The following is a 24,446-nucleotide window of genomic DNA, read 5'->3' as shown; positions in this document are numbered from 1 at the left end:
GACGGTCGCCAGCCGGTCAGCCGCCGAAGTTCTGTACCCACCAGGGGCCGTTCGCGCTGAAGTTCACGCCGACGCCGAGGTCCTTGAACCCGCAGTCCAGTATGTTCTCGCGGTGCCCGGGGCTGTCCATCCAGTCACGCATCGCGGAGACCGGGTCCTTCGGTCCTTTGTGTATGTTCTCCCCCCACTTGCCTGCGGGATAGCCGGCGGTCTTCATCCGGTCGTCGGCATGCCGCCCCTCCGGGCTGACGTGCTCGTAGTAGTTGCGGGCTGCCATGTCGTCGGCGTGCGCCTGGGCGGCGGCCTGAACCCGGCTGTCGACGCGCAGGGGCGAGCATCCGGCCTTGGCGCGTTCGGCGTTGACCAGGGAGGCGATCCGCTGGACGGAGTCGGCGGCCCTGCCGGTTGCGGGGGTTCCCGCGGTGGGGGCGCTCGCGCCCGCACCGGCAGGGGCGGACTGCCGCCTGCGCTTCTCGGGAGCGGTCCCGGGCCCGGCCGTGCGGCGGGCCGCGGCGCTGGGCTTGGCGGTAGGGCCCTTTGTCTTACGGGAAGTTGCGGAAGGAACGGCGGACGGCGGGACGGATGCCGTGGGGGTGGGAGAAGCCTTCGAGAGGCCGCCGACGGAGGCATCCACCGGCGCCTGCTGCACGGAGGCTGCGGCCCGGGTACCGGCCGAGTCTTCGTCACTGCCGCTCAGGGCGAAGACTCCGCCCGCGACGACCGCGACCGCGACGGTGCCGGCCACCGCGATTGCGGCCATCGGTCGACCGCCCGCCCTTCCCCGACGCCCGTGGCGCCCCGCGCCCGCTCTCCGTCGCCCGCCCCGGCCCTCGCGGGCGCTGTCGCGGCCGGTCGCCGGGTCCAGGAACTGGGCGTCCTCGTCTCGGTGGTGCATGGAGTCTCCGCTCTCATCCGTACTTCGCCGGTCGGTCCGGCAAGTGGGAGAGCGGCTGAGGACGACGCCATAACGGTTTCTGAGAAACGCCTGTCGGCCGGCGTGCGCTTTCGTGGTGGTTTCGGCAAGGCACCGTCACCAATCCGTGAAGGTCGTACGGGAAGCTCGTGCTCTGTCAGCGCACACTCGCGCTTCTCACTCGGGGGGACATCAGATGAGGACCAACGTTCGCAGAGCCGCCGTCGCGCTCGCCGCCGTATCGGCACTGGCCCTGACTGCCTGTGAGCCCGCAGCCGAGGGTTCGGGAGGGAAGCCGAGCGGAGCCGACAAGGCGACCGCCGGCCCGTCGAAGCCCGTGACCCCGTCGAAGCCGGCAACCCCGTCCAAGTCCCCGGGCAAGGGCTCGTCCGGCGGCGGTGACGGTTCGTCGCCCGACCCCGACTACGCCGTCTTTCCGTGCAGCACGTACGACGTGAAGTTCACCGCGACGCTCGCGGACGCCACGACCAGCAGCTACCTGCTCAAGATCACCAACAAGAGCGGCAAGCCGTGCAAGGTGCTGGGCCACCCGATCGTGACCTTCGGCGACCTGGACGGCGCGGCGACGGAGCGCGGAAAGGCCCCAGGCATCGAGGACGCGATGAGGCTCAAGCCGGGCGAGTCGGCCTACGCCGGGCTCATGGGCGGCGCCAACGACGGCAAGGGCAAGACCGTCAACTCGATCGCCATGACCATGAACACCGAGTCCGACCTGGAACAGAAGCCGCTCACCGCGAAGACGCCCGGCTTCTACGTATCACCCGAGGCCTCGGTGACGGCCTGGCTGAGCAACGCGGAGGACGCGCTCAGCCTGTAGGCGGCTCGGGAGGAGGGCGTCCCAGAGGGCGGCACCCACCAAAGTGGGGTGCCGCCCTGGGCTGTCGGTACGGCCTCAGCGGACGTCGACGAAGTCGGCCACCGCCGTGCTGTTGAAATGCGCGGTGTCCCCGGCGTAGCGGATCACCCACGAACCGTCCTTGCCCGCCTTGCCCTTGAGCGTGGCCCGGCCCATCTCGCCCCCTGGCTGGTCGTTCTGCTGGTGGCGGGCGAGGCGGTGGCGCATCTGCTGTACGCACGGGTGCTGGCGCGGCGCAGGAGGTCCGCGGGGGCGCTGTGAAGGCCACGCTCCCGCGACGGGGGCGGCGCAGCCGCACAGCGATTCAGCCTCTGCCCGCCCTTCCCGCGGTGACATTGTGCGGCTCCGCCGCGTGGGGGGCACCGCCCGAGACCCCGCTCCGGAGGGGCTGATTCGCCGCGTTCAGCTCCGCCAGCATCGGTTCCGTAAAGCCGAACCAGTACGTCGCCAGGAAGCCCGCCACGTAACCCACCACCAGCCCGCCCGCATACACCGCCACCGTCTCGCCCACACCCCTGTTGCCGTCGAGCAACGGGAACAGGGCCCAGCCCGAGGGGCCGATCGCCGTGGAGCCGACCGTGTCGCCGAGCATGTTGAACAGGCCGACGAAGCCGCCGCCGAACGCCCCGCCCACGCAGGCCGTGATGAACGGACGGCCCAGTGGCAGCGAGACGCCGTAGATCAGCGGCTCGCCGACGCCCAGGAAACCCGCCGGGAGTGCGGACTTGATGGTGGTGCGGATCGAGGTGTTGTGCGAGAGGCGGACATAGACCGCGGCCGCCGCGCCGACCTGGCCCGCCCCCGCCATCGCGAGGATCGGCAGCAGGACGGTGAAGCCCTGCTGCTCGATCAGCGTCGTGTGGATCGGGATCAGCGCCTGGTGCAGGCCGAGCATGACGAGCGGCAGGAACAGGCCGCCGAGGACGAAGCCCGCGCCCGCGCCGCCGTTGGCCAGCAGCCAGTTGGCGAAGCCGCCGATCGCGGTGGAGACCTCACCGGCCACGAACATGAGGCCGAAGATGGTGACCAGTCCGGAGACCAGGACGGTGAGGGTCGGTGTGACCAGGACGTCCAGGGCCTCGGGGACCCAGCGCCTGCACCATTTCTCGACGTACACCGCGAGGACCGCCGCACCGAGTGCGCCGAGCACTCCGCCCTGGCCGGGGGAGAGCTTCTGGCCGAAGGCCTCGATGTTCGCGATGCCGGGGAAGACGATGATCGCCGCGACCGCGCCGCCGAGCACCGGGGTGCCGCCGAACTCCTTCGCCGTGTTGTAGCCGACGAAGACCGCGATCAGCGACATGAAGCCGGCGGCCATGGCGGTGAGCGCGGGGACGACGGCGGGCAGCCATCCCATGTTGGTCATGACGCCGTTCAGCCCGGCGATGATGCCGCAGCCGATGAGCGCCGGGATCAGCGGCACGAAGATGTTCGCGATACGGCGCAGAAAGAGCTTGAACGGGGTCGAGTTCCTGGCCGACCTGGCTGCCTTGATGGCCGCGCCCCGGTCGGCCAGATCCTCCGCGGTCCCCGGCGCGGAGGCCACCAGCGCCTCGAACTCCGGGGTGACGCGGGCGACCGTGCTCGGGCCCAGCACGATCTGGTACGTGTCGTCCTCGACCACGCCCAGTACGGCCGGGAGCGCCTTCAGCTCCTCTTCCCGTACGAGGGAGGGGTCGCGCAGACCGAGGCGGAGCCGGGTCATGCAGTGGGCGACGGAGGTGATGTTCCGGGCGCCGCCGACCAGGGGGAGGATCGCGGCGGCGATGGCGCTGTTCTTCTCGTCGGGCATGTGCGTGGGCCCTTGCTGTGGGGGGTGCGGGGGTGCCCGGGGGTGACCGGGGGACGTTCAGTGCATACGGGCCGACTGCAGGGCGGCGCGAAGATGGCCCTGGCTCTCGGTCAGGAGGCGCGCCGCGGTGGGGCCGTCGACCCCGCCGAGGATGGTGAGGATCGCGTTCTTCACCTCTCCGTCCGTCGCGGCGAGTGCGGCCTCTATCTCCTCGTCGGTCGCCCCCGTGGCCAGCGCGACGATGCGCCGCGAGCGGGCGCGCAGCTTCTCGTTGGAGGCGCGGACGTCCACCATCAGGTTTCCGTAGGTCTTGCCGAGCCGGATCATGGTGATCGTCGAGATCATGTTGAGGACCAGCTTCTGCGCCGTACCGGCCTTCAACCGGGTTGATCCGGTGAGCAGTTCGGGGCCGACGACGACCTCGATGCCATGGTCGGCGGCCGTGCCGAGCGCGCTGCCCGCGTTGCAGGAGAGGCCGATGGTGAGCGCGCCGCGGGTACGGGCGTGCTCCACCGCGCCGACGGCGTACGGCGTACGGCCCGACGCGGAGATCCCGACCACCGTGTCGTCGGCGGTCAGCCGCAGCGCGTCCAGGTCGGCGGCGGCCAGTTCCTTGCTGTCCTCGGCGCCCTCGACCGCCGTGACCATGGCGTCGGGTCCGCCCGCTATCAGGCCCACCACCTCGGCCGGGTCGGTGTTGAAGGTGGGCGGGCACTCGCTCGCGTCCAGGACGCCGAGCCGTCCCGCCGTGCCCGCGCCCGCGTAGACGAGCCGGCCGCCGCGGGACATCCGCTCGGCGGTGGCGTCGATGGCGGCGGCGATCTGCGGAAGCCGCTCGGCGACGGCGGCGGGGACGGTCACGTCCTCGCCGTTCATGATCCGGGCGATTTCGTGCGTGGGCAGCCGGTCGATGTCGGCGAGTTCGGGCCGGAACGCCTCGGTGGTGAGGGCAGCCAGCTCGGCGCGGAGCTCACCGTAGGAGGCGGAGTCCCGGGACGGGGAGGACGACCCGGACGACGACGCGGAGGACGTGGAGGTCATGGAGAGCGGCTCTGCTTTCTCGGTCTGCGTGGGGGGTCGGTGCGCTCAGCCGTCTCGGCGGTTGCGCGGGCTGTGCCGGTGGGCCAGGGCCTCGTACGAGGCGGCGAGGGCAGGGGCCGCCGTCTCGTACGTACGTTGTGCGATGCCTATGAACAGGCAGTCGACGACCAGCAGTTGACTCGTACGGGACGACATGGCCGCCGGGCGCAGCTCGCTCTCGCGGGCGGTGGAGGTGGTCAGCACATGGTCGGCGTACTGCGAGACGGGCCCGTCCGGGCGGCCGGTGATCGCGACGGTCGTGGCGCCGCGGTCGAAGGCGACGCGCAGCGGCTCGATGACGTCTCCGGTGGATCCGGAGTGGGTGATCGCGATGGCCACGTCGCCGGAACGCAGCTGCACCGCGTTGGTGACGGCGAGGTGGGGATCGCAGTGGGCGTGCGCGACGAGGCCGATACGCAGCAGTTTCTGGGCCAGGTCCATGCCGACGAGGGAGGACGCGCCGACGCCGTAGATGTCGATCCGGCGGGCGGTCGCCGCGGCGGCGACGGCCGCGCCCAGCTGTACGGTGTCGAGCCCGGCGGCCGTGTCGGCGAGGGTCTGCTGCTCGTCGTACGCGAGCTTGGCGACGACGTCCGCGATGGGGTCGTCGACGGCGATGTCCGCGGTGACGGCGGGGGCGCGGCCCGACTGCTGGTGGGCGGCGAGCCCGGCGAGCGCGAGGCGCAGATCGCGGTATCCGGGGTAGCCGAGGAGGCGTGCGGTGCGGACCACGGTGGCCTCGCTCGTGCCGGTGAGCTCGGCGAGACCGGTGACCGTGAGAGCCGCGCAGCCCGCCGGATCGTCGGCGACGGCTTCGGCCACCCGCTGCATGGAGCGGGTCATGGACGGCGCGAGGGTCCGCACCTTGGCCGCGAGGGCGGCGGGGGCGGGCGGGGCGTCGCTGCTGAAAATTTCCTTCACTGGATTGGTCACTCTTGAAAGATATTTTCGGGATTCCGTCGTCGTCAACCCTTCGGGACCCGGCCGGGGAGCTGGGGGACAATGACTGTATGGACGACCCGAACCCTCTGGAGCAGGCCCTGCACGCTGCCCGCGCGCTGGTCCTCGCCGACCTGGCCGCCCGCGATGTGGCCGACGCCGGGGTGGTCTCGCTGGTCGAGGACGCTGTGACACACCGCCGCTGGTGGGTGGAGCAGTGGCCGGACGGCGTCGAGTTCCTCCCCGGCCTGGTCGCCCAGGACGTCCAGGACGCCCTCCTGGAGCGGCACGGCCGCTGGCCGCTGTGCCCGGTCTGCAACGCGGGCGACCCGCACGCGCTGGATGTCGAACCGGAACTGGGGCCGGATCCGCACTGGGTCTGCGCGAAGGCGGGCGTCGTTGTCGCGCCGGTCGGCGGCCTGCGGTGACCCTCTACATCGATCCCCCGACCTGGCCGGGCCACGGCCGGATGTGGTCGCACCTGGTCAGCGACGTATCGCACGAGGAACTGCACGCGTTCGCGGCGTCGATCGGCTGCCCGGCACGGGCCTTCGAACGGGACCACTACGACGTCCCGTCGCACCGGTACGGGGACGCGGTGGCGGCCGGCGCGGTGGAGGTGTCGAGCCGCGAGGTGGTCGAACTGCTGACGAAGGCGGGGCTGCGCAGGCGGAAGGGGCGGCCGCCCGTGTAAGGGGCCGCCCCGGCGGAGATCAGGCGATGAACTCCGACGTGTCCAGCTCGGTGTTGAAAGGCTCGGGCAACGGGACAGGCTCGCCGAAAGGCTTGCGCAGGCCGGTGCGGTACATACCGTTGCGCGGCTCGGAGAAGAGCGTGACTGACGGCCCGCCCTCGTCGTAACGGTCGATCAGCAGATACAGCGGGACAGCCCCGGACGCGTACGCGCTCAGCTTGGACGACCGATCGTGCGAGGCGTTGCTCTTCGACGTGATCTCCACCGCCAGCGCTGCCTCGGCCGCGGCCAGTGGAGCCTTCTCCTTCTTCCTCGCCCTTTCCGCGATCAGCTTCTTCGGGACGACGACGAGGTCCGGGACGAAGAGCCGCTCCTGGCGGTAGATGTACAGGCCGAGGGTCTGGTAGACATCCCAGTCGTCTGGCAGGGCTTTGAGTAGCGCCCGGTCCACTCGCGCAGCGATGAAATTGTGTCCGTCGTCCGGCGGCGGCACCAAGGTGATCAGCCCCTCGTCGATCTCGGCGCGCCAACCCTCTGGCACGTCCAGCTCCTGCCACGTGCTCAGCAGGTAGTCCCACGACGGCATGTCTTCCTCCGACAGCTCGGGCTCGACCAGTGCAGCGGTCATCGTGAGGTCCCCTTTCTGTGGCCCTGTCAGGGCAACGTAGGGTGCGGCCACCACCTCGCGAGGCTGCTTACGTCAGCGTCCCACGAACGTGTGATCACCGCACAGAGTCAGACCAGCGACGCCAGCTCCGCCGCCAGATTCTCGCGGGCCGCCGCCTCCCAGTGCGTCTGCCCGTACGGCGTGTGGAACAGCCGCGGCAGGTCAAGCAGCTGCCGCAGCACCGCCGCTCGGCCCGCGCGGAAGGCGTCGGCCGGGACGAAGACGTACTCCTCGCGCACCGCGGCGGTGTACGCGGCGTACGGCTCCGGGGCCGAGGCCAGGATGGCCAGGTCCGCGTCGCACAGGACCTGGCCGTTGGTGTCGTCCGGCGCGGGGGCGTGGGTGATCGTCAGGCGGACCAGGCGGGCGACCTCGGCCGTGCTCTCAGGGGGGAGGCCCGCCTCGGCCAGGGCGCGTTCCGCGAGGCGGGCCGAGCGTTCCTCGTTCTCCGAGCGTTCGGGGAGATAGACCGCGTCGTGGAACCACGTCGCGAGGCGGACCAGGTCCGCGTCGGCGGCGTACTCCTGAAGCGCGTCGATGTGGTGCAGCATCGCCGTCAGGTGATCGACCGTGTGGTAGTGGCGCTGCGGCTCCGACCAGCGGGCGAGCAGATTCTCGGCGTACGGCGCCGGATCCGGCGCGCTCGCGCCGCCGCGGGCGGCGATGAGGGTCTTCGTCCAGCGGTCACGGAGGTCCACGGATGCGGCGGTCATACGGCGAGCCTAAAGCGGCGGGCGGACGGCTGTCCGCGGCCGCCTCCATGCGGTTGGCTGGGCGCCATGGAATCCGTACGCGACCCCGAGCTTCCCGGACGGCTGCTGCGCACCGAGCGCGACGTCCTGATCCCCTTGCTGCGCGCACGTCCCGACGAGGACTTCGCGCTCCGTACCTGCTGCCCCGGCTGGACCGTGCGTCATGTGCTCGCGCACTGCAGCTCTGCGCTGATCCGGGTGGTGGAGACGCGGTTCGAGGAGGGGGTGTTCAGCCCCGAGGCCAACGACCGCGACATCGCCGAGCGGGCCGAGTGGTCCAACTCCCGTGTCGTGGAAGAGCTGGAGCGCGGCATGACCGAGGCGGGCCCGGTCATCGAGAAGGCGGGGCACGGGAAGCTGGACGGGATCGCGCTCGGGGAGTGGGTGCATGCCGGGGATGTACGGGAGGCCTTCGGCGAGCCGGGGGCGTACGAGGGCGAGGGCCTGCCGTACGCGCTGGAGCTGCTCGCCGCGCTGACCCGGGTCCGCAGGAGTCAGCCGCTGCTGGCCCGGCTGGACGGCCACGACGCACCGCTCGTCCTCGGCGCGGACAGCCCCGACCCCGCCACGTACACGGGACCGGCCTCCACGCTGATCCGGCTGGTGGCGGGCCGCCCGCTCACCGGGACGCGCTACGAGCTCACGGGTGCCGTCGAGAAGGACCTCGTCTACTTCGGCTGAAGTGGCGGTAACGGGCGATAATGGCAGCAAAGGGCATGTGTGCCGTGCCGTTCCCTGTGCGGAGGCAGCAACATGAACGCTGTGATGATCGCCCAGAGCAGCTCGGGCATCGAGCTGGCGGAGGGTCCGCACCTGGCCGGAGCCGGCCTGGTTCTCATCGGAATCCTCATCGTGGCCCTCCTCGCGGGCGCCATGTGGCGTGAGGCGAGGCGGCGGGAGCAATTGGTTCCGCCACGCCCCGAGGAGCAGCCGACCACCCCCGGCCATCGTGAGCACATCGAGGAGGTCCGGGACGAGGACGAGGACGACTTCCCCCATGAGGGGCGGCTCCTCCCGTACAACCTGAAGACCCACAGCACTCACGACTCCGGCAAGGGCCCCGACGAGAGGCCGAAGCACGGGAAGAACGCGGGCGGCGGGGCGTTCGGGAGCGGCGGCCTGGGCGGCTGAGGCCGCCCCGCCCACCGCCTGTGTGCCTACGCCGCCCGGAAGCGGCGCAGGCGCAGTGAGTTGCCCACGACGAAGACCGAGGAGAAGGCCATCGCCGCGCCCGCGATCATCGGGTTGAGCAGGCCCGCGGCGGCGAGCGGCAGTGCCGCGACGTTGTACGCGAAGGCCCAGAAGAGGTTCGAGCGGATCGTGCCGAGCGTCCTGCGCGAGAGCCGGATCGCGTCGGCGGCCGCCCGCAGGTCGCCCCGTACGAGCGTGAGGTCTCCCGCCTCGATGGCCGCGTCCGTGCCCGTGCCCATGGCGAGGCCGAGGTCCGCCTGGGCGAGGGCGGCGGCGTCGTTGACGCCGTCGCCGACCATCGCCACCGATCGGCCCTCGGCCTGCAGACGCTTGACGACGGCGACCTTGTCCTCAGGCAGCACCTCGGCGACGACCTCAGTGATGCCCACCTCGGCGGCGACGGACTCGGCGACCGCCCTGTTGTCGCCGGTCAGCAGGATCGGAGTGAGGCCGAGTCCCCGCAGGCGGCCGACGGCTTCGGCGCTGGTGGGCCTGACGGCGTCCGCGATCTCCAGGACGGCGCGGGCCTCGCCGTCCCAGGCGACGGCGATGGCGGTACGGCCCGCCGCCTCCGCGTCCGCCTTCGCCTGCTCCAGGGCGGCGGGCAGGCGGATCTCGCGATCGTCGAGCAGTCGGGTACGGCCGACCAGTACGGTCCGGCCCTCGACCCTGCCCTGAACACCGAGGCCGGGGATGTTCAAGAAGTCCTCGGGCGCGGGGAGCGTGCCGGTCTTGCGCAGAGCCGCGTCGGCGACGGCACGCGCGATCGGGTGCTCGGACGCGTGCTCCAACGCCCCTGCCAGGCGCAGCACTTCGGCCTCGTCGTGGCTGGTGTGGACCGCGAGGAGGGTCATCCGGCCGGTGGTGACCGTGCCCGTCTTGTCCAGCACGATCGTGTCGACGCGGCGCGTGCTCTCCAGGACCTCGGGGCCCTTGATGAGGATGCCGAGCTGGGCGCCGCGGCCCGTACCGACCATCAGCGCGGTCGGTGTGGCCAGGCCGAGCGCGCACGGGCAGGCGATGATCAGTACGGCGACGGCGGCGGTGAACGCGGCACCCGGCCCGGCGCCGGTGCCGAGCCAGAAGCCGAGGGTGGCCATGGCGAGCGCGATCACGACGGGCACGAACACCGCGGAGATCCTGTCGGCGAGGCGCTGGACCGCGGCCTTGCCGTTCTGCGCGTCCTGTACGAGCCGGGCCATCCTGGCCAGCTGGGTGTCGGCGCCGACCCGGGTGGCCTCGACGACGAGGCGGCCGCCCGCGTTGAGAGTGGCGCCGGTGACCGTGTCGCCGGTGGCGACCTCCACCGGTACGGACTCGCCGGTGAGCATGGAGACGTCGACGGCGGACGCGCCTTCGACGACGGTGCCGTCGGTGGCGATCTTCTCCGCAGGGCGTACGAGGAAGCGGTCCCCGACCTTCAACTCAGCGGTGGAAAGCGTGACTTCACGTCCGTCGCGCAGGACGGTGACCTCCTTGGCGCCGAGTTCGAGCAGGGCCTTCAGGGCGGCGCCGGCCTTGCGCTTGGAGCGGGCCTCGAAGTACCGCCCGGCCAGGATGAAGGCCGTGACGCCGGCCGCGGCCTCCAGATAGATGTTCCCGGCGCCGTCACTGCGGGAGATCGTCAGTTCGAAGGGATGGACCATGCCGGGCATCCCGGCGGTCCCGAAGAACAGCGCCCATACGGACCACAGGAACGCGGCCGAAGTGCCCAGGGATATCAGCGTGTCCATGGTCGCGGCGCCGTGCCGGGCGTTGGTGAAGGCGGCGCGGTGGAAGGGCCAGGCGGCGTAGGTGACGACGGGGGCGGCGAGGGTGAGGGAGAGCCACTGCCAGTACTCGATCTGCAGGGCGGGCACCATCGCCATGGCGATCACGGGTACGGCGAGGACGACGGCGGTGGTGAGGCGCTCGCGGAGGTCGCGCAGCCCGTCGTCCTCGTGCGCGGCTTCCGGGGACGTGGGCGCCGGTGCGGCGGCGGTGTAGCCGGTCGCCTCGACCGTGGCGATCAGGTCGACCACGGAGACGTCCGGGGCGTGGAGGCTGACCTTCGCCTTCTCCGTGGCGTAATTCACGGTCGCCTCGACGCCGTCCATCCGGTTCAGCTTCTTCTCGATACGGGCCGCGCACGAGGCGCAGGTCATGCCGCCGATGGCGAGTTCGACGTGGGTGGGGGTGGCGGTGGGTGGCACGGTTCCTCCCGTATCGGATATACCCCCAGGGGGTACTTCTGACTCCATGTATACCCCCCGGATGTATGTGGCGCAAGGCTCGATTCCGATGCGGGAGGTTCGTGCGGCTGCTTGCGCGGTACATGCGCATTAGGCTTGGCATTGGACTAGACCTGTATGAGGAATGGGGTTCCATGAGCAACCGTGCAGTTCTGGAGGTGATCGCTCTCGACGCGGAGGACGCGGTCGCGGCCCAGTCCGGAGGGGCGGACCGGCTGGAGCTGGTCAGCGACATGGCGTCGGACGGGCTGACACCGTCCAGGGAGACGTTCGCGAGCATCCGCGCGGCCGTGGACATCCCGCTGCGCGTGATGCTGCGCCTCGCGGACGGCTTCGAGGCGGGCGACGCCGACGGGCTCGTCCGCGCCGCGCGGGGGCTGCGCGCGGAGGGCGCGGACGAATTCGTCCTCGGCTTCCTGGACGAGGACGGCATGCCCGACCTGGTGACGGTCGAACGGCTCCTCGCCGAACTCGACGGCTGCCGCTGGACGTTCCACCGGGCGATCGACCGCGCGACGGACCGCGACGCGCTCCGCAAGCAGCTCGCGGACCTGCCGGGCCTGGACACCTACCTCACGGCGGGCTCGGCGGCGGGCGTCGACGACGGCCTGCCGACGCTGCTCGCGGAGGCGGCGAGGCGGGGCGAGCCGGGCTACGAGCCGCGGATCCTGGTGGGGGGCGGACTGCGCCTGGACCACGTGCCGGTGCTGCGGGGGGCGGGGGTGGACGCGTTCCACATCGGGGGGGCGGCGAGGCCGCAAGGGTGGTCGGCGCCGGTCGACCCGGGCGCGGTGGCGGGGTGGAGGTCGGCGCTGGACGCGTAGGGGTACGGGGGCGCCTGCGGCGGGCCTGCTCCCCACCCCGCCCCTTCCCGAACTGGGGCTCCGCCCCAGACCCCGCGCCTCAAACGCCGGCGGGGCTGAATGTCGCGTCCGGGACCACGCCTCAATCGCCGGCGAGGCTGGAGTGTGCGGCAGGGCCGCACACTCCAGCCCGTCCGGCGATTGAGGACATGCGGCCGAAGGTCGCACACGGGGAGGTTGGGGGTCCCCCCGGACGGAGTCTGGGGGAGGGCGGGTAGGGGACAAGCCCGCCGCAGGCGCACCCGCACCCCGCACCCCTTACCCCAACTCCCCCGGCAACCCCACCGCATGCACCACCCTCAGCCCCGACACCGCCCTCGTCAGCGCCACGTACAGCCGCCGCAGCCCCGTGCGTTCGTCCGGTTCGCCGTCGACGACCGCCGACGGCTCGTCGAGGACCACGTAGTCGTACTCCAGGCCCTTCGCCAGCGACGCCGGAACCAGCGTCAGCCGGGACTCCGCCGTCGTCTCCTCGCCCGGCGCGAGATACGCATGGCCCGCCGACTTCAGGGCCGCGGCCAGCGACGGGATCCGCGCGTCCGCCGCGATCAGGCCGATGGAGCCCTCGTGCCGCAGGGACTCCTCGCACGCCGCCACCACCGCCGCGTCCAGGTCCGCCACCTCCACCTCGCGGACCGACAGCGAGCCCGGCGACTCACGCACGGATGTGACCTCCGCCAGGCCGGGGGACATGTGCGGGAGCAGCCGGGATGCGTACGCGATGACCTCGCGCGGGACCCGGAAGCCCGCCGTCAGTTCCTCCACCGCCGCGTCCGGCTTGCCGAGATGGGTCAGGGCCTCCTGCCAACTCCCCGTCGCCCACGGGGTCGTGCCCTGCGCCAGGTCGCCGAGGACCGTCGCCGAGCCTGTCGTGCAGCGGCGGCCCACCGCGCGGTACTGCATCGGGGACAGGTCCTGCGCCTCGTCGAGTACGACATGACCGAGCGAGTGCGTGCGCTGCACCAGGTCCGTCGCCTCGTCGATGAGTACCGCGTCCGCCAGGGACCACGTCGCGGCCCGGACGCTGCGGGCGGGCCTGGTCCACAGGATCGTCTTCTGCTCGTCCGCGGTCAGCACACCGTCCGCGTGTGCCGCGAGGAATTCCGGGTCGGACAGCAGCCGCAGCACGAGTTTCGCCGGGTCCACCGGCGGCCAGACCGCCTTCACCGCCGCCTTGACCGCGGTGTTGCGCGCCACCGCGTCCTGCACCCGGTCGTCCGGTGCCTCACCCGACTGTTCCATGCGGACCAGCACCGCGTGCGCGATGCGCTGCGGAAGGGCCTCGCGGGCCGCGCCGTAGCGGATGTCGCGGTCCAGCAACTCCCGCACGATCTCCTCGAGTTCGTACGCCGGGATGCGCCACCGGCGCGAGCCGCGTACGACCATCAGCGGCTCCGTCGGCAGCGTGACATGGGAGCGGACGGCCCGCCGCAGCACTTCCGCCATCCGTGCGTCGCCCTTGGCGACCGCCGCGTCCGCCGGGTCCGTGCCCCGCACCTCGACATGCGCCACCAGGTCGTCGACCGTGGCCTGCTTGACCTCCAACTCGCCCAGCGCCGGAAGGACTTGCTCGATGTAGTGCAGGAAGGAACGGTTCGGCCCGATGACCAGCGTCCCCGTCTTCGCCAGCCGCTCCCGGTGCGCGTACAGCAGATACGCGACCCGGTGCAGCCCCACCGCCGTCTTCCCGGTGCCGGGGCCGCCCTGAACGCACACCGTGCCGCCGAGCCCGGACCGTACGATCTCGTCCTGCTCCGGCTGGATCGTGGCGACGATGTCCCGCATCGGGCCCACACGCGGCCGTTCGATCTCCGCCTGGAGCAGTTTGCTGGTGCGCTGCTGTTCCGCCGGATCGGTCAGATGCTCGTCCTCGTACGCCGTGAGGTCGCCGCCCGTGTACCCGAAGCGCCGCCGCAGACCGACGTCCTGCGGGTCCTTCCTGGACGCCCGGTAGAACGGCTGCGACACCGGCGCGCGCCAGTCGATGACCATCGGGTCGCCGTCCGCGTCGTGGACGTGGCGGCGGCCGATGTAGAAGCGCTCTCCCTCCGCGCCCTCGGCCAGCGCCGCGCCGACCATGTGCAGATAGTCGAGGCGGCCGAAGAATAGCGGGGTGTGGGAGAGGTCGGCGAGCGCCTTGATGCGGTCCTCGATCTGGCGCTCGAGGACGGCGGCGTTGACCCAGTTCGCGGTGACGTCGCGGATGTCGAGGGCCTGGACGTCCTCGCGCATCGCGCGCAAAGCGGAGCGGGACGCGGTGAGATGGGCTCTCTCGCGGGCGAGGGGGTCGGTGTCGGGTGCGTGCGCGGGCACGGGTTTGCCTCCGGACGGATGCTGCGTGGATCACGGCGTGATTGATCACGAAGGGTTGATCACGAAAGGGTTGATCACGACATGGCGGACCGGCCGGTTTCCGTCCGGGCGGCGGCGCTCCTGCGAGGGAGGCGGGGAAGACGGGGAGTTTAGTCAGGCCGCGGACCGGAGGCGAATGGTTTTCCCGCCGCCCGGTCCGGTCACCGTCCGGGTGGAGGCCGCGCATCCTCCCCGTAGGGGACGGCCTATGCCTGGGGTCGTACACCGGCGACCGCAGGGTTCAGACCGCAGATCGATGCCATTCGCCGGCCGGAAATCCATCATGGAGTTATGAGCACAGCAACCTTCACCCCAGGCGCCCACATCCCACATCCCAGCCACGGCGCGACCGCCACCGGCTCCACCCGGCACTCCCCGCACCGCCTCGGCAACGCGCTGCGCGTCGTCAAGGTCTACGCCGAGGCCGTCTTCAGCGTCGCCGTCCTCGGCGAGTACGCGGAGGAGGCAGGCGTCCGCCGCCGCTGACCCTGCCGTCGCCGATCCCCCCAGGCCCGGTCCGGCCGATCTTGCCGGGCTCGCGTGCCCTGGCACGCACTCCCCCGTAGCCCTTCGGGCACGGGAGGTACCCCCACGCCGCGTTGCGTCAGTCGCCGACGCTCCGCGTGGGCTCCTTCCTCCGCCTTGCATCTGCACGCACCAGACCCCGCTCACTGATCCGGCCTGATCGACCGGACAGGACCTTGTAGGGTCGCGCCGTGAAGTTCCGGAACGTGACCCCGTGTTTACTCTCCGCAGTCACTCTCGCCCTCTTCCGGTTCGCCAGGCGCTCTGCGCGGCCGCCGCTGGTGCTCATCACCCTCGCTGCCGGCCTCTGGCTCGAACCGGCCCTCCACGCCTATCTGCTCGTCCCCTGCCTGCTGATCACCGTCCGGGCACGGACACCGTTCCGGACCGTGCGCCCGGCAGTCCTGCTAGCCCAGCAGCTCGTCCGCGTCCACGATCCGGTACGCGTACCCCTGTTCCGCCAGGAAGCGCTGGCGGTGCGCCGCGAAGTCCTGGTCGATCGTGTCCCGCGCGACCACGGAGTAGAAGTGGGCCTGGTGCCCGTCCGCCTTGGGGCGGAGGACCCGGCCGAGCCGCTGGGCCTCCTCCTGGCGGGAGCCGAAGGTGCCGGACACCTGGATGGCGACGGTCGCCTCCGGCAGGTCGATGGAGAAGTTCGCGACCTTGGAGACGACCAGCACGGAGATCTCGCCCTGCCGGAACGCCTCGAAGAGCTTCTCGCGCTGCGCGTTGGACGTCTCGCCCTTGATGACCGGCGCGTTCAGATGCTCGCCCAGCTCGTCGAGCTGGTCGATGTACTGGCCGATAACCAGGATCTGCTGGCCCGCGAAGCGCTGGACCAGCGCCTCCGTCACCTTCCGCTTGGTCGCGGTGGTGGCGCAGAAGCGGTACTTCTCCTCCGTCTCGGCCGTGGCGTACGCGAGCCGCTCGGCGTCGGTGAGATTGACCCGGACCTCCACGCAGTCCGCGGGCGCGATGTAGCCCTGCGCCTCGATCTCCTTCCACGGCGCGTCGAAACGCTTCGGCCCGATCAGCGAGAAGACGTCCGACTCGCGCCCGTCCTCCCGTACGAGCGTGGCGGTCAGACCGAGCCGACGGCGGGCCTGGAGGTCCGCCGTGAACTTGAACACCGGGGCGGGCAGCAGATGCACCTCGTCGTAGAGGATCAGCCCCCAGTCGCGGGAGTCGAAGAGCTCCAGGTGGGGATAGATCCCCTTCCGCTTCGTCGTCAGCACCTGGTAGGTCGCGATGGTGACGGGGCGGATCTCCTTCTTCGTACCGCTGTACTCACCGATCTCGTCCTCGGTCAGTGACGTCCGCTTCACCAGCTCGTGCTTCCACTGCCGGGCGGAGACGGTGTTGGTGACCAGGATCAGGGTGGTCGCCTTGGCCTGCGCCATCGCACCGGCGCCGACAAGCGTCTTGCCCGCGCCGCAGGGCAGCACGACCACGCCCGAACCGCCGTGCCAGAAGCCCTCGACGGCCTGCTTCTGGTACGGGCGCAGCGCCCAGCCGGTCTCGTCCAGCTCGATGGCGTGCGCCTCGCCGTCGACGTAACCGGCGAGGTCCTCGGCGGGCCAGCCCAGCTTCAGCAGCGTCTGCTTGATCTGCCCGCGCTCGGAGGGGTGCACGACCACGGTGTCCGGGTCGATCCGGTTCCCGACCAGCGGCTGGACCTTCTTGGACCGGAGGATCTCCTCCAGGACGGGCCGGTCGGTGCTGGTCAGCACGAGTCCGTGGGTGGGGTGCTTGGAGAGGGTGAGCCGGCCGTAGCGGGCCATCGTCTCGGCGACATCCACGAGCAGGGCGTGCGGGACGGGGTAGCGGGAGTACGCCACGAGCGCGTCGACGACCTGCTCGGCGTCGTGCCCGGCGGCCCGGGCGTTCCACAGGCCGAGCGGGGTGACCCGGTAGGTGTGGATGTGCTCGGGGGCGCGCTCCAGCTCCGCGAAGGGCGCGATGGCGCGACGGCAGTCGCCCGCCAGCTCGTGGTCGACTTCGAGGAGGAGGGTCTTGTCGCTCTGGACGATGAGGGGTCCGTTCACACCTGCGCCCTTTCGGTGAGGCCAAACCTCCAGTGTGCCGTACGCGGCCGCGGGCGCGCCCCAGGTCCTTGGCCGGTCGATCTTCTGCTCGAAGCTCCTGATGCTGGTGGCGATCACGCCCCGCAGGGCCCCGTCAGGCGGAGTCGTCCGCGAGTTCGGCGACTCCCGTGATGCGGTGCAGGGGGTACGTGCGGACTTCGTCCGCCGTGTGGTCGTACGCCGTGACGAAGCCGCCCTCGACTCGCACCGGCGCGATGACGCGCTGGCTGGCCGCGCCGTCCGCGTTGACGTAGCCGATCCAGACCGCCGCGCCGGTCATCGCCGCCGCCTGGACGGTGGCCAGGGTCTCGGCGGAGGTGGTGCGCGGCAGCTCGCCGTTCTTCGCGGGTTCCGGGGCGGGTTTGCGCTCCACCGTGGCCGCGAGGTCGCCCGCGCGGATCGCCTTGACCGCCGCGCCGAGCAGCGTGGCGTCGGGCAGGGGCGGGCCGTCCGGGACGGGGGCGGGCGGGGTGCGCGGCGGGGTGCGGCGGGCGTGGGCGCGGGTGATCAGGACGTCGCCCTCGGCGGACTCGGCGGCGGGCGCGTATCCCATGGTCCGCAGGCCGTCGAGCAGGGTCGCGGGGTCCGCCTGGGCTGCCAGGACGGTGGGTGCGAGGCGGCGCAGCCGCAGGCCCTGGGACCGCTTGTCGGCGAGGATTTCGCCGAGCAGCGCGTCGTCGTCGCAGCGTACGTAGGCGGATGCGGCGCCGATCCGCAGATGGCCGTGGCGGCGGGCGACGTCGTCGATGAGGTAGCTGAGCGGCTGCGGCACGGGCGTACGGGAGTGTGTGGCCAGGAAGGTGTGCAGGTCGGACGCGGACCGCCCGGCGTCCAGCGCGCGTCGCACGGAGCCCGGGGTGAAGCGGTAGACGGTCGCCCCGCCCTTGGACTCGACGTCGGCGAGTACGGAGAGGGTCTCGGCGAGCGGCCGCTGAAGGGGGCCTGGCGCGACGGCGGTGAGGTCGGCCTGGAGGAGTACGTGGTCGAGCGGCTCGGGCAGGAGCGGCGCGAGCGCAGCTGTGGCCTCGGCGGCGAGCTCTTCGGCCCGGGCGTGCCTCGCGGCCCCCGTCCCGTCCGTTCCGGCGGCCGGGGCGGTGTCGTGGCCGAGCAGGGCCCGGCCGTGTGCCGACAGTGCGCCGCGGCCCGTGATGCCCAGGACTTCCGCCTCCCTCAGAGTCCAGGCCGCGATGCGCGAGCGCAGATCGGTCGGGCCCACGGCCGCCGCGTTGCGTGCCGCGTTCTCGTCCGCCGTCCCGCTGCCGCGCAGCGGGCGTTCCCAGCGCAGGCGGGCGAGGACGGACTCCGGGTCGGGGGCGGTGCCCGCCGGGAGGGTGGCGAGCAGGTCGAGGACCCGGCGGCGGACCTCGGTCGCGGCGGAGCGGTCGAGCTCGGGGCCGAGGGCCGACAGAGCGCGGCCTTTGCTGTCCTGGCCGCCGATCAGGCCCGCCGTGCGGGTCGCGGTGAGCCAGGCCGCGGCGAGCTGCGCCCAGCGTTCGGCTGCGGGGAGGGTGAGCCAGTCGTCGTACGCGGGCGTCGGCGCATACCGTTCGTCCGCCGCGCCGTCCGATGCCAACAGCCCTGCCGCATAGGTGAGTTCGAGCCAGAACCCGGCCATCTGCTCGTTCGTGTCCAGCGCGGCGGCGGTGCGCTTGAGGTCACGTACGGACAGGCCGCCGGACCGCAGCACCGCAGGCCCGCCTTCGTGCCAGTCCTTCAGCAGGTCCTCGACGGTGGAGAGCGCGGTGAACGCCTGGCCCGCCGCCGTACTGTCCACAACCTGTGGACGGCCCTGGGTGATCGAGGTCGTGGCGGCGGGTCTGACCTCCGGCGGCAGCGGCTCGACCGTTCGATGCGCGCGGCCGCCCCGCAGATGCAGTGCGGCCTCGCGCGGCAGCACGACCGTGCGCGGCGACGCGGGCAGCAGCAGTCCACGGTCGCGCAGCCACCGCACGGGCGGGGTCGGGCTGGCCGTGACCTCCCCGTACGGGGGACCCCAGACCAGCCGGTCCAGAACCGTCAGCGCCTCGGGCGGTGCGGTGTCGAGGAGCGCGGCCATCCGTGTCCGGTCGGTGAACAGCGAGACGAGCGCGGCGACCGCGGAGACCGGGTCGTGCGTGGTCGGCAGCCCGGCGGCGGCGAGGATCTCCTGGAGCCGCGTCGGCGACATCCCGGCGGTGGCCTCGGCGACGGTCGGGCCGAGGCCGGTCGGCGACGGCCGGGTCGGGGAGGGGGCGAGGAGCTCGCGCGCGGTGCGCACCAGCCGTAGCCGGTCCTCACCGCCCCAGATGATCGCCTGCCCCCGCAGCACATCCACCGCGTGCGGCAGGGCCGCTTCGACGGCCGGATCGCCCTCGTCGCCGGTGAGCAGGCCGCGCAGGGTCTCGTACGGTGCGGGGTCGGGGGCCACGGCCAGTGCCTCGGCGGTCTGCAGCGTGAAGCGGTCGAGCCGCTCCAGTGCCCGTACGACGGAGGCACGTGTCCCGGCCCGCGTCGCGAGCTGCGTCAGGTCGCCCGGCACGGGGGTCAGCAGATCGGGGCGGGCGCGCAGCAGTGCGGCCAGCTCCTCGTCGGCGCGGGTGCGCAGGGCCTCGGCCAGTGTGCGCGGACCGCCGCGGCCGGCCGTACTGCTTCCTTCGGGCATGGTCCCCATCCGCACCACGTTAGTCCCTGGAGCGCTACCGTCGGGGACAGGGCGGGCCCGGGACGACAGGGCGGCCGGGTAGGGAACGTCAGGGGAACGCCGGTGGGGATCGAGAGCGATCAGCTCGTCTACGACTATCTGAGCCGTGTCGGGGACCTGGCTCAGCAACAGCAACTGCCGTCCGGCACGCGCATGCGCCTGGTGTCGACGCTGCGCGACGAGATCGACCGGCGGCGGGCGAAGTTCGGTTCCGACACCCCCGCGTCGGTACGGCGCATTCTGGGGCGGCTCGGTACGCCGGACGAGGTCGTGGCGGCTGCGTTCGAGGAGAGCGGCGCCGCCGCGCAACGGCCCGCCCCCGGAGTCCCGTCCCCGGCCGCCGTGCCCGAGCAGCGCGCACGGCGCCGGATCCCGCGGCCGCGCAGAGCGGCTCCGGAACAGCCCGAGGCTCCCCGGATGTCCGCCGGCGCCTCGCCGCCGCACCTGGCGGGGATGGACGAGCTCGGCCCCTCGGGCAGTGAGCCCGACTGGTGGCGGGTCGAGCCCGGGCCGTTCGGCGCGGGCGAGAGCGTCGCGGGCTTCGTCGGCGGCGTGGAGGTCCCCGAAATACTGAAACCCCCGCCGTCCAAGGAGGACTTGGAGGCGCAGGCGGCCGCCGAGGACGCGGCGGAGCCCGAGGAGGAGTACGAGGACGAGGAGGCGGTGGAGGCCGGGACCGGGTGCCGCCGGTGGCTCCCGCGGCTTCGCCGCCGTACGGAAGAGGCCGGACAACCGCCCGCGCTCGCCAACCCGTTCCTCCTGATCGCCGCCGCTCTGCTGCTCGGGGGCGCCCTCCTCGGCTCCTTCCTCGCCCTCGGCCTCGGCTGGCTTCTCGCCTACGCCTCGCGCCGGCTGTCCCGCGCCGAGGCGAAATGGGCGGTCGTGGGCCTGCCCGGGGCGGTCGTGGCAGGCGGTCTCGTCTGGCTGTGGGGCCGGGTCGACGGGCGCTGGGGCGAGCCGATCCCGCAGGACGGGATGCGCGACGCGCTGGCCGGGACCTGGCCCTGGGTGGTGAAGGGGGCGGCGGTCGCCTCCGCGCTCTATCTGGTGTGGCGGGCGCGGCGTAAAACCGGCTGAGGGCGTCCCGGCGCCCACCCCCTGAGCACCGCGGCCGGCCGCCGCGGCCCACTGGGCACAATGGCCCCTATGGCTTCGCACTCGGCTTCGCATTCCGCAAGGCACCCGCTCACCGTCGGATTCGACCTCGACATGACCCTCATCGACTCCCGGCCCGGTATCCACTCCGCCTATCTCGCGCTGTCCGCCGAGACCGGCGTGCGGATCGACGCCGACCTGGCCGTGACGAGGCTGGGGCCGCCGCTGGAGGAGGAGATGGCGCACTGGTTCCCGGGTGAGGACATCCAGCGGATGTGCGACCGCTACCGCGAGATCTATCCCACGTACGCGATCACGCCGACGCTCGCCCTGCCCGGTGCCCGCGAGGCCGTCGCCGCCGTCCAGGAGCTCGGCGGCCGCGCCATAGTCGTCACCGCCAAGCACGAGCCGAACGCCAAGCTGCACCTCGCCCATCTCGGGATCGCCCCGGACGAGGTCATCGGCTGGCTGTGGGCAGAGGCGAAGGCGGAGGCGCTGCGCGAGCACGGCGCGAGTGTGTACGTCGGTGACCACACCGGGGACGTACGGGGTGCGCGGGCGGCTGAGGCGCTGTCGGTCGCGGTGCCGACGGGGCCGTGCGACGCGGCGGAGCTGCGTGCGGCCGGCGCGGACGTGATCATCGACGATCTGACGGCATTCCCGGCGTGGCTGCGCGCCTACAGCCAGAACTAGAGTGCGGATTTGGCCTGTCGTCGCTGCGCGGCGATCGAGCGCAGCACACCCGCCGCGGCGATCAGGAAGCCGGCGCCCATCAGCATGCACACCGCGTACGCGATCGGCGGAAACGGTTCGGTCCCCAGAAACAGTGGGGCCACGGTGACCAGTGTGGCGACGGCGCCGACGATGAAGACGATCGCGCCGACGCGCACCAGCCCGTCACCGGGGGCGGGAGGAGTAGCAGTCATCCGGCCAGGGTAGTTCCTTGCGCGTAGGAACCATTCGGCAACGTCTTGTCACCAGCCCCTGGACCATTAGCCTTGGGGGTGGCGGGTCAGGCGACCCGCTGTAGTGCTATCCAGACCGTTTTTCGGTGCCCAGGTTGGTGCCCGATTTCCGGTGCCCCAGTGCCCCAACGAGTACGAGGACGAGGACAGACGTGCCTACCGGCAAGGTCAAGTGGTTCAACAGCGAGAAGGGCTTCGGCTTTCTCTCCCGCGACGACGGCGGCGACGTCTTCGTTCACTCGTCGGTGCTCCCCGCCGGGGTCGAGTCGCTCAAGCCCGGCCAGCGCGTCGAATTCGGCGTGGTGGCAGGCCAGCGCGGTGACCAGGCGCTTTCGGTGACGGTTCTCGACCCGGCCCCGTCCGTGGCGGCGGCGCAGCGGCGCAAGCCCGACGAGCTGGCGTCCATCGTGCAGGACCTGACGACCCTGCTGGAGAACATCACGCCGATGCTGGAGCGCGGCAGGTACCCCGACAAGGTCCACGGCGCGAAGATCGCGGGCCTGCTGCGGGCGGTGGCGGACCAGCTGGACGTGTAGCCGCCTAGGCCGTGTTTGAGAACTCCCGCCTGGCCCGCGACGCCTGGCACGCACACTCGCTGCGTTGTCGGAGTCATCCAAGTACGTCCAGTACGAGGATGATCCTCCGCCTTGCGATTGCACGCACCAGACGCCGCGAGCCCCGCCCTACGGGCGGACGGCGCTAGTTCTCAAACACGGCCTAGACGAAACCGAGCGCATCGCGGCCGAGGGGAGGTACGAGCCCCTCGGCCGCGGCGCGTGTCAGCAGGCCGCGCACCGCTGCATATCCCTCGTCGCCCAGGTCCGCCGTGAACTCATTGACGTAGAGACCGATGTGCTGGTCGGCCACGGTGGGGTCCATCTCCTGGGCGTGCTCCAGTACGTAGGGCCGGGAGACCTCCGGCTCGTCCCAGGCCATACGCACCGAGATGCGGATCGAGTCGGCCAGCAGCTTCAGCGTCGCCCCGCCCAGCGAGCGCTTGGCGATGATCGCGCCGAGCGGGATGGGCAGGCCGGTCGTCGACTCCCAGTGCCCGCCCATGTCGGCCAGGCAGTGCAGCCCGTAGTTCTGATAGGTGAACCGCGCCTCGTGGATGACCAGTCCGGCGTCGACCTTGCCGTCCCGTACGGCGGGCATGATCTCGTGGAACGGCATCACGACCACCTCGCCGACCCCACCGGGCAGGACGTCCGCGGTCCACAGCCGGAACAGCAGATACGCGGTCGAGCGCTCGCTCGGCACGGCGACGGTCTTTCCCGTCAGATCCGTACCGGGCTCCTTGGTGAGCACCAGCGGACCGCAGCCGCGGCCGAGCGCGCCGCCGCAGGGCAGCAGCGCGTACTCGTCGAGGACCCAGGGCAGTACGGCGTACGACACCTTCAGCACGTCGAACTCACCGCGCTCGGCCATCGCGTTGGTGATGTCGATGTCCGCGAAACTCACATCGACGGCGGGCGCGCCGGGTACCCGGCCGTGCGCGAGGGCGTCGAAGACAAAGGTGTCGTTCGGGCACGGCGAGTACGCGATCTGCAAGGTCACGGCGTTTCCTCCAGGACGGGGACGAGCAGCTGGAAGGCGTACCGCAGCGCGTCCAGCGCCTCGCCGATGCGCCAGGCCGCACGGTCGCGCGGCCCGACGGGATTGGAGATCGCGCGGATCTCCAGGACCGGTACGCCGTGGGCCGCGGCGGCCTCCGCCACCCCGAAGCCCTCCATCGCCTCGGCGGCGGCCCGCGGGTGACGGACGCTCAGCTCGGCGGCGCGGGCGGCGGTGCCGGTGACCGTGGAGACGGTGAGGACGGGTGCGTACACGGCGTCGAGCGCCTTGGCGATACGCGCGGACAGCTCGGGCGGCGGAAGGTGGACGCTGCGCCCGAAACCGAGTTCGTCGACGGGCAGAAAGCGGTCGGGGGTGTCGGCGCCGAGGTCGGCGGCGACGATCGCGTCGGCGACGACGAGGGAGCCGACAGGGGCGTGTGGCTGGAAACCGCCGCCGATTCCGGCGGAGACGACGAGGTCGTACGAGCCGAGGGCGAGCGCGGTGGCGGCGGTCGCGGCGGCGGCCGCGGGGCCGACACCGGCGGCCAGCACATCAATGACGGGCGTCGCGCCGGTACCGGTGAGCCCCGCGGCGACGGAGTCGGCCTCCGCCGCCACCGCGGTCACCACCAGTACGCGCACAGCCCTGCCCTCCGGACGGGGTCCTTGTCAGGACTCCTTCTCGAACTGGAAGTGCCAGATGCCGATGACCTTCTTGCCGCTGGTCTCCATGATGCTGACGGCGGTCTTGCTGGTCGGCTCACCGGTCTGCGAGGAGAAGAAGGCGTTGCCGGGGATGGTCCGGTAGCCCTTCTTGTACGGCTCCTGCTCGACGGGCTGGCCACCGAAGAGCAGCGTCCAGCCGTGGTCGGCGATCTCCGGGTCGACGCCCATACGGACCTTGTCGTCCAGGGCGACCTTGATGGTCTTGGCGGGCTTCTCGGTGAGGCAGCCCTGCAGCAGCGATTCCTTGATCGCCTTGCCGTCGTTGTAGCAGGCCGCCTCGGAGTGGACCGAGTCCGTCCCGACCGTCACGGTCGCGAGCGGGGTCGGCTTGTCGCAGGCGGAAAGGACGAGGAGCCCGGCGGAGACGGCACCGAGAGCGGCAGCGGCCCGGCGGCGCTTGCCCGAGAAGAACGCAACGGTCATGTCCCGAGGCTATCGGGCGCGCCGTGCCCCGCCACGCGGGG

At 71.8% G+C, this 24,446-nt stretch carries 25 protein-coding genes; 10 read left to right on the top strand and 15 right to left on the bottom strand.

Annotation, left to right across the window (positions count from 1 at the left end):
* Positions 1-16: 16 nt before the first annotated feature.
* On the bottom strand, positions 17-895 hold the full coding sequence (locus OG741_RS18450; RefSeq protein ID WP_405599250.1) for a CAP domain-containing protein: 879 nt from the start codon (positions 893-895) through the stop codon (positions 17-19).
* 214 nt (positions 896-1,109) lie between these two features.
* On the opposite strand from OG741_RS18450, the gene OG741_RS18445 reads away from it, so the two are divergent.
* Positions 1,110-1,751: a DUF4232 domain-containing protein gene (locus OG741_RS18445; RefSeq protein ID WP_405599248.1), complete on the top strand. Its 642-nt coding sequence runs from the start codon at positions 1,110-1,112 to the stop codon at positions 1,749-1,751.
* Between the two features lie 75 nt (positions 1,752-1,826).
* On the opposite strand, the gene OG741_RS18440 is transcribed toward OG741_RS18445, so the two are convergent.
* The 4 genes from OG741_RS18440 to OG741_RS18425 form a co-directional block, all read right to left on the bottom strand.
* On the bottom strand, positions 1,827-1,997 hold the full coding sequence (locus OG741_RS18440; RefSeq protein ID WP_405599245.1) for a hypothetical protein: 171 nt from the start codon (positions 1,995-1,997) through the stop codon (positions 1,827-1,829).
* 97 nt (positions 1,998-2,094) lie between these two features.
* Positions 2,095-3,582, bottom strand: a complete 1,488-nt coding sequence (locus OG741_RS18435) for a PTS transporter subunit EIIC (RefSeq protein ID WP_405599242.1) — start codon at positions 3,580-3,582, stop codon at positions 2,095-2,097.
* 57 nt (positions 3,583-3,639) lie between these two features.
* The gene (gene murQ / locus OG741_RS18430) at positions 3,640-4,623 is read right to left on the bottom strand and encodes an N-acetylmuramic acid 6-phosphate etherase (RefSeq protein WP_405599240.1); all 984 of its coding nucleotides are present in this window, start codon (positions 4,621-4,623) and stop codon (positions 3,640-3,642) included.
* Between the two features lie 45 nt (positions 4,624-4,668).
* The gene (locus OG741_RS18425) at positions 4,669-5,595 is read right to left on the bottom strand and encodes a MurR/RpiR family transcriptional regulator (protein WP_405599237.1); all 927 of its coding nucleotides are present in this window, start codon (positions 5,593-5,595) and stop codon (positions 4,669-4,671) included.
* A 77-nt stretch (positions 5,596-5,672) separates the two neighbouring features.
* On the opposite strand from OG741_RS18425, the gene OG741_RS18420 reads away from it, so the two are divergent.
* On the top strand, positions 5,673-6,029 hold the full coding sequence (locus tag OG741_RS18420; protein ID WP_361912278.1) for a hypothetical protein: 357 nt from the start codon (positions 5,673-5,675) through the stop codon (positions 6,027-6,029).
* Positions 6,026-6,295, top strand: a complete 270-nt coding sequence (locus tag OG741_RS18415; protein WP_405599234.1) for a DUF4031 domain-containing protein — start codon at positions 6,026-6,028, stop codon at positions 6,293-6,295. Before OG741_RS18420 ends, OG741_RS18415 begins: the two co-directional genes overlap by 4 nt.
* 19 nt (positions 6,296-6,314) lie before the next feature.
* Here OG741_RS18415 and OG741_RS18410 read toward each other — a convergent pair whose 3' ends face one another.
* Complete coding sequence (locus tag OG741_RS18410; protein ID WP_405599231.1) at positions 6,315-6,923, bottom strand: Uma2 family endonuclease; 609 nt, start codon at positions 6,921-6,923, stop codon at positions 6,315-6,317.
* A 107-nt stretch (positions 6,924-7,030) separates the two neighbouring features.
* Entirely contained in the window at positions 7,031-7,675 is a 645-nt protein-coding gene (locus tag OG741_RS18405; RefSeq protein ID WP_405599228.1) for a hypothetical protein, read from the bottom strand.
* Positions 7,676-7,741: 66 nt separating this feature from the next.
* Here OG741_RS18405 and OG741_RS18400 point away from each other — a divergent pair, with 66 nt between their 5' ends.
* Together OG741_RS18400 and OG741_RS18395 are read left to right on the top strand one after the other, a co-directional pair.
* Complete coding sequence (locus OG741_RS18400) at positions 7,742-8,395, top strand: maleylpyruvate isomerase family mycothiol-dependent enzyme (RefSeq protein ID WP_405599226.1); 654 nt, start codon at positions 7,742-7,744, stop codon at positions 8,393-8,395.
* Positions 8,396-8,467: 72 nt separating this feature from the next.
* Entirely contained in the window at positions 8,468-8,845 is a 378-nt protein-coding gene (locus OG741_RS18395; protein WP_405599224.1) for a DUF6479 family protein, read from the top strand.
* 26 nt (positions 8,846-8,871) lie between these two features.
* Here the strand turns inward: OG741_RS18395 and OG741_RS18390 are convergent, their stop codons facing one another.
* Positions 8,872-11,097: a heavy metal translocating P-type ATPase gene (locus OG741_RS18390; protein WP_405599222.1), complete on the bottom strand. Its 2,226-nt coding sequence runs from the start codon at positions 11,095-11,097 to the stop codon at positions 8,872-8,874.
* Between the two features lie 173 nt (positions 11,098-11,270).
* On the opposite strand from OG741_RS18390, the gene OG741_RS18385 reads away from it, so the two are divergent.
* On the top strand, positions 11,271-11,960 hold the full coding sequence (locus OG741_RS18385) for a copper homeostasis protein CutC (RefSeq protein WP_405599220.1): 690 nt from the start codon (positions 11,271-11,273) through the stop codon (positions 11,958-11,960).
* Positions 11,961-12,257: 297 nt separating this feature from the next.
* On the opposite strand, the gene OG741_RS18380 is transcribed toward OG741_RS18385, so the two are convergent.
* Complete coding sequence (locus tag OG741_RS18380) at positions 12,258-14,312, bottom strand: HelD family protein (protein ID WP_405599218.1); 2,055 nt, start codon at positions 14,310-14,312, stop codon at positions 12,258-12,260.
* Positions 14,313-14,642: 330 nt separating this feature from the next.
* Here OG741_RS18380 and OG741_RS18375 point away from each other — a divergent pair, with 330 nt between their 5' ends.
* Entirely contained in the window at positions 14,643-14,837 is a 195-nt protein-coding gene (locus tag OG741_RS18375; protein WP_405599216.1) for a hypothetical protein, read from the top strand.
* A gap of 446 nt (positions 14,838-15,283) precedes the next feature.
* On the opposite strand, the gene OG741_RS18370 is transcribed toward OG741_RS18375, so the two are convergent.
* Together OG741_RS18370 and OG741_RS18365 are read right to left on the bottom strand one after the other, a co-directional pair.
* A complete protein-coding gene (locus tag OG741_RS18370) occupies positions 15,284-16,921 on the bottom strand; it encodes a DNA repair helicase XPB (RefSeq protein ID WP_266481288.1) in 1,638 nt (545 codons plus the stop codon).
* 133 nt (positions 16,922-17,054) lie between these two features.
* Positions 17,055-19,610, bottom strand: a complete 2,556-nt coding sequence (locus OG741_RS18365; RefSeq protein WP_405599214.1) for a helicase-associated domain-containing protein — start codon at positions 19,608-19,610, stop codon at positions 17,055-17,057.
* Positions 19,611-19,703: 93 nt separating this feature from the next.
* Here OG741_RS18365 and OG741_RS18360 point away from each other — a divergent pair, with 93 nt between their 5' ends.
* Both OG741_RS18360 and OG741_RS18355 read left to right on the top strand, forming a co-directional pair.
* Entirely contained in the window at positions 19,704-20,717 is a 1,014-nt protein-coding gene (locus tag OG741_RS18360; RefSeq protein ID WP_405599212.1) for a hypothetical protein, read from the top strand.
* Between the two features lie 60 nt (positions 20,718-20,777).
* On the top strand, positions 20,778-21,428 hold the full coding sequence (locus OG741_RS18355; RefSeq protein ID WP_405599210.1) for an HAD family hydrolase: 651 nt from the start codon (positions 20,778-20,780) through the stop codon (positions 21,426-21,428).
* Here the strand turns inward: OG741_RS18355 and OG741_RS18350 are convergent.
* Positions 21,425-21,661, bottom strand: coding sequence for a hypothetical protein (locus OG741_RS18350; protein WP_266481301.1), 237 nt, complete (start codon positions 21,659-21,661; stop codon positions 21,425-21,427). The genes OG741_RS18355 and OG741_RS18350 overlap by 4 nt on opposite strands.
* A 191-nt stretch (positions 21,662-21,852) precedes the next feature.
* Between OG741_RS18350 and OG741_RS18345 the strand changes: the two genes are divergently transcribed.
* Positions 21,853-22,236: a cold-shock protein gene (locus OG741_RS18345; protein ID WP_323136066.1), complete on the top strand. Its 384-nt coding sequence runs from the start codon at positions 21,853-21,855 to the stop codon at positions 22,234-22,236.
* 181 nt (positions 22,237-22,417) lie between these two features.
* Here the strand turns inward: OG741_RS18345 and OG741_RS18340 are convergent, their stop codons facing one another.
* Genes OG741_RS18340 through OG741_RS18330 form a run of 3 tightly spaced genes read right to left on the bottom strand, consistent with a single transcriptional unit; the run spans position 22,418 to position 24,405 of the window.
* The gene (locus OG741_RS18340) at positions 22,418-23,257 is read right to left on the bottom strand and encodes a 1,4-dihydroxy-6-naphthoate synthase (protein ID WP_405599207.1); all 840 of its coding nucleotides are present in this window, start codon (positions 23,255-23,257) and stop codon (positions 22,418-22,420) included.
* Complete coding sequence (locus OG741_RS18335) at positions 23,254-23,898, bottom strand: futalosine hydrolase (protein ID WP_405599204.1); 645 nt, start codon at positions 23,896-23,898, stop codon at positions 23,254-23,256. The genes OG741_RS18340 and OG741_RS18335 overlap by 4 nt, the downstream gene beginning before the upstream one ends.
* 27 nt (positions 23,899-23,925) lie before the next feature.
* The gene (locus tag OG741_RS18330; protein WP_266481308.1) at positions 23,926-24,405 is read right to left on the bottom strand and encodes a DUF2771 domain-containing protein; all 480 of its coding nucleotides are present in this window, start codon (positions 24,403-24,405) and stop codon (positions 23,926-23,928) included.
* Positions 24,406-24,446: the final 41 nt, after the last annotated feature.

Origin of the sequence: Streptomyces sp. NBC_01410 (genome assembly GCF_045040195.1) — a bacterium.
Lineage (GTDB): Bacteria > Actinomycetota > Actinomycetes > Streptomycetales > Streptomycetaceae > Streptomyces.
The sequence above is the reverse complement of the archived record's forward strand: the minus strand, read 5'-3'. Positions and strand labels throughout refer to the sequence as shown.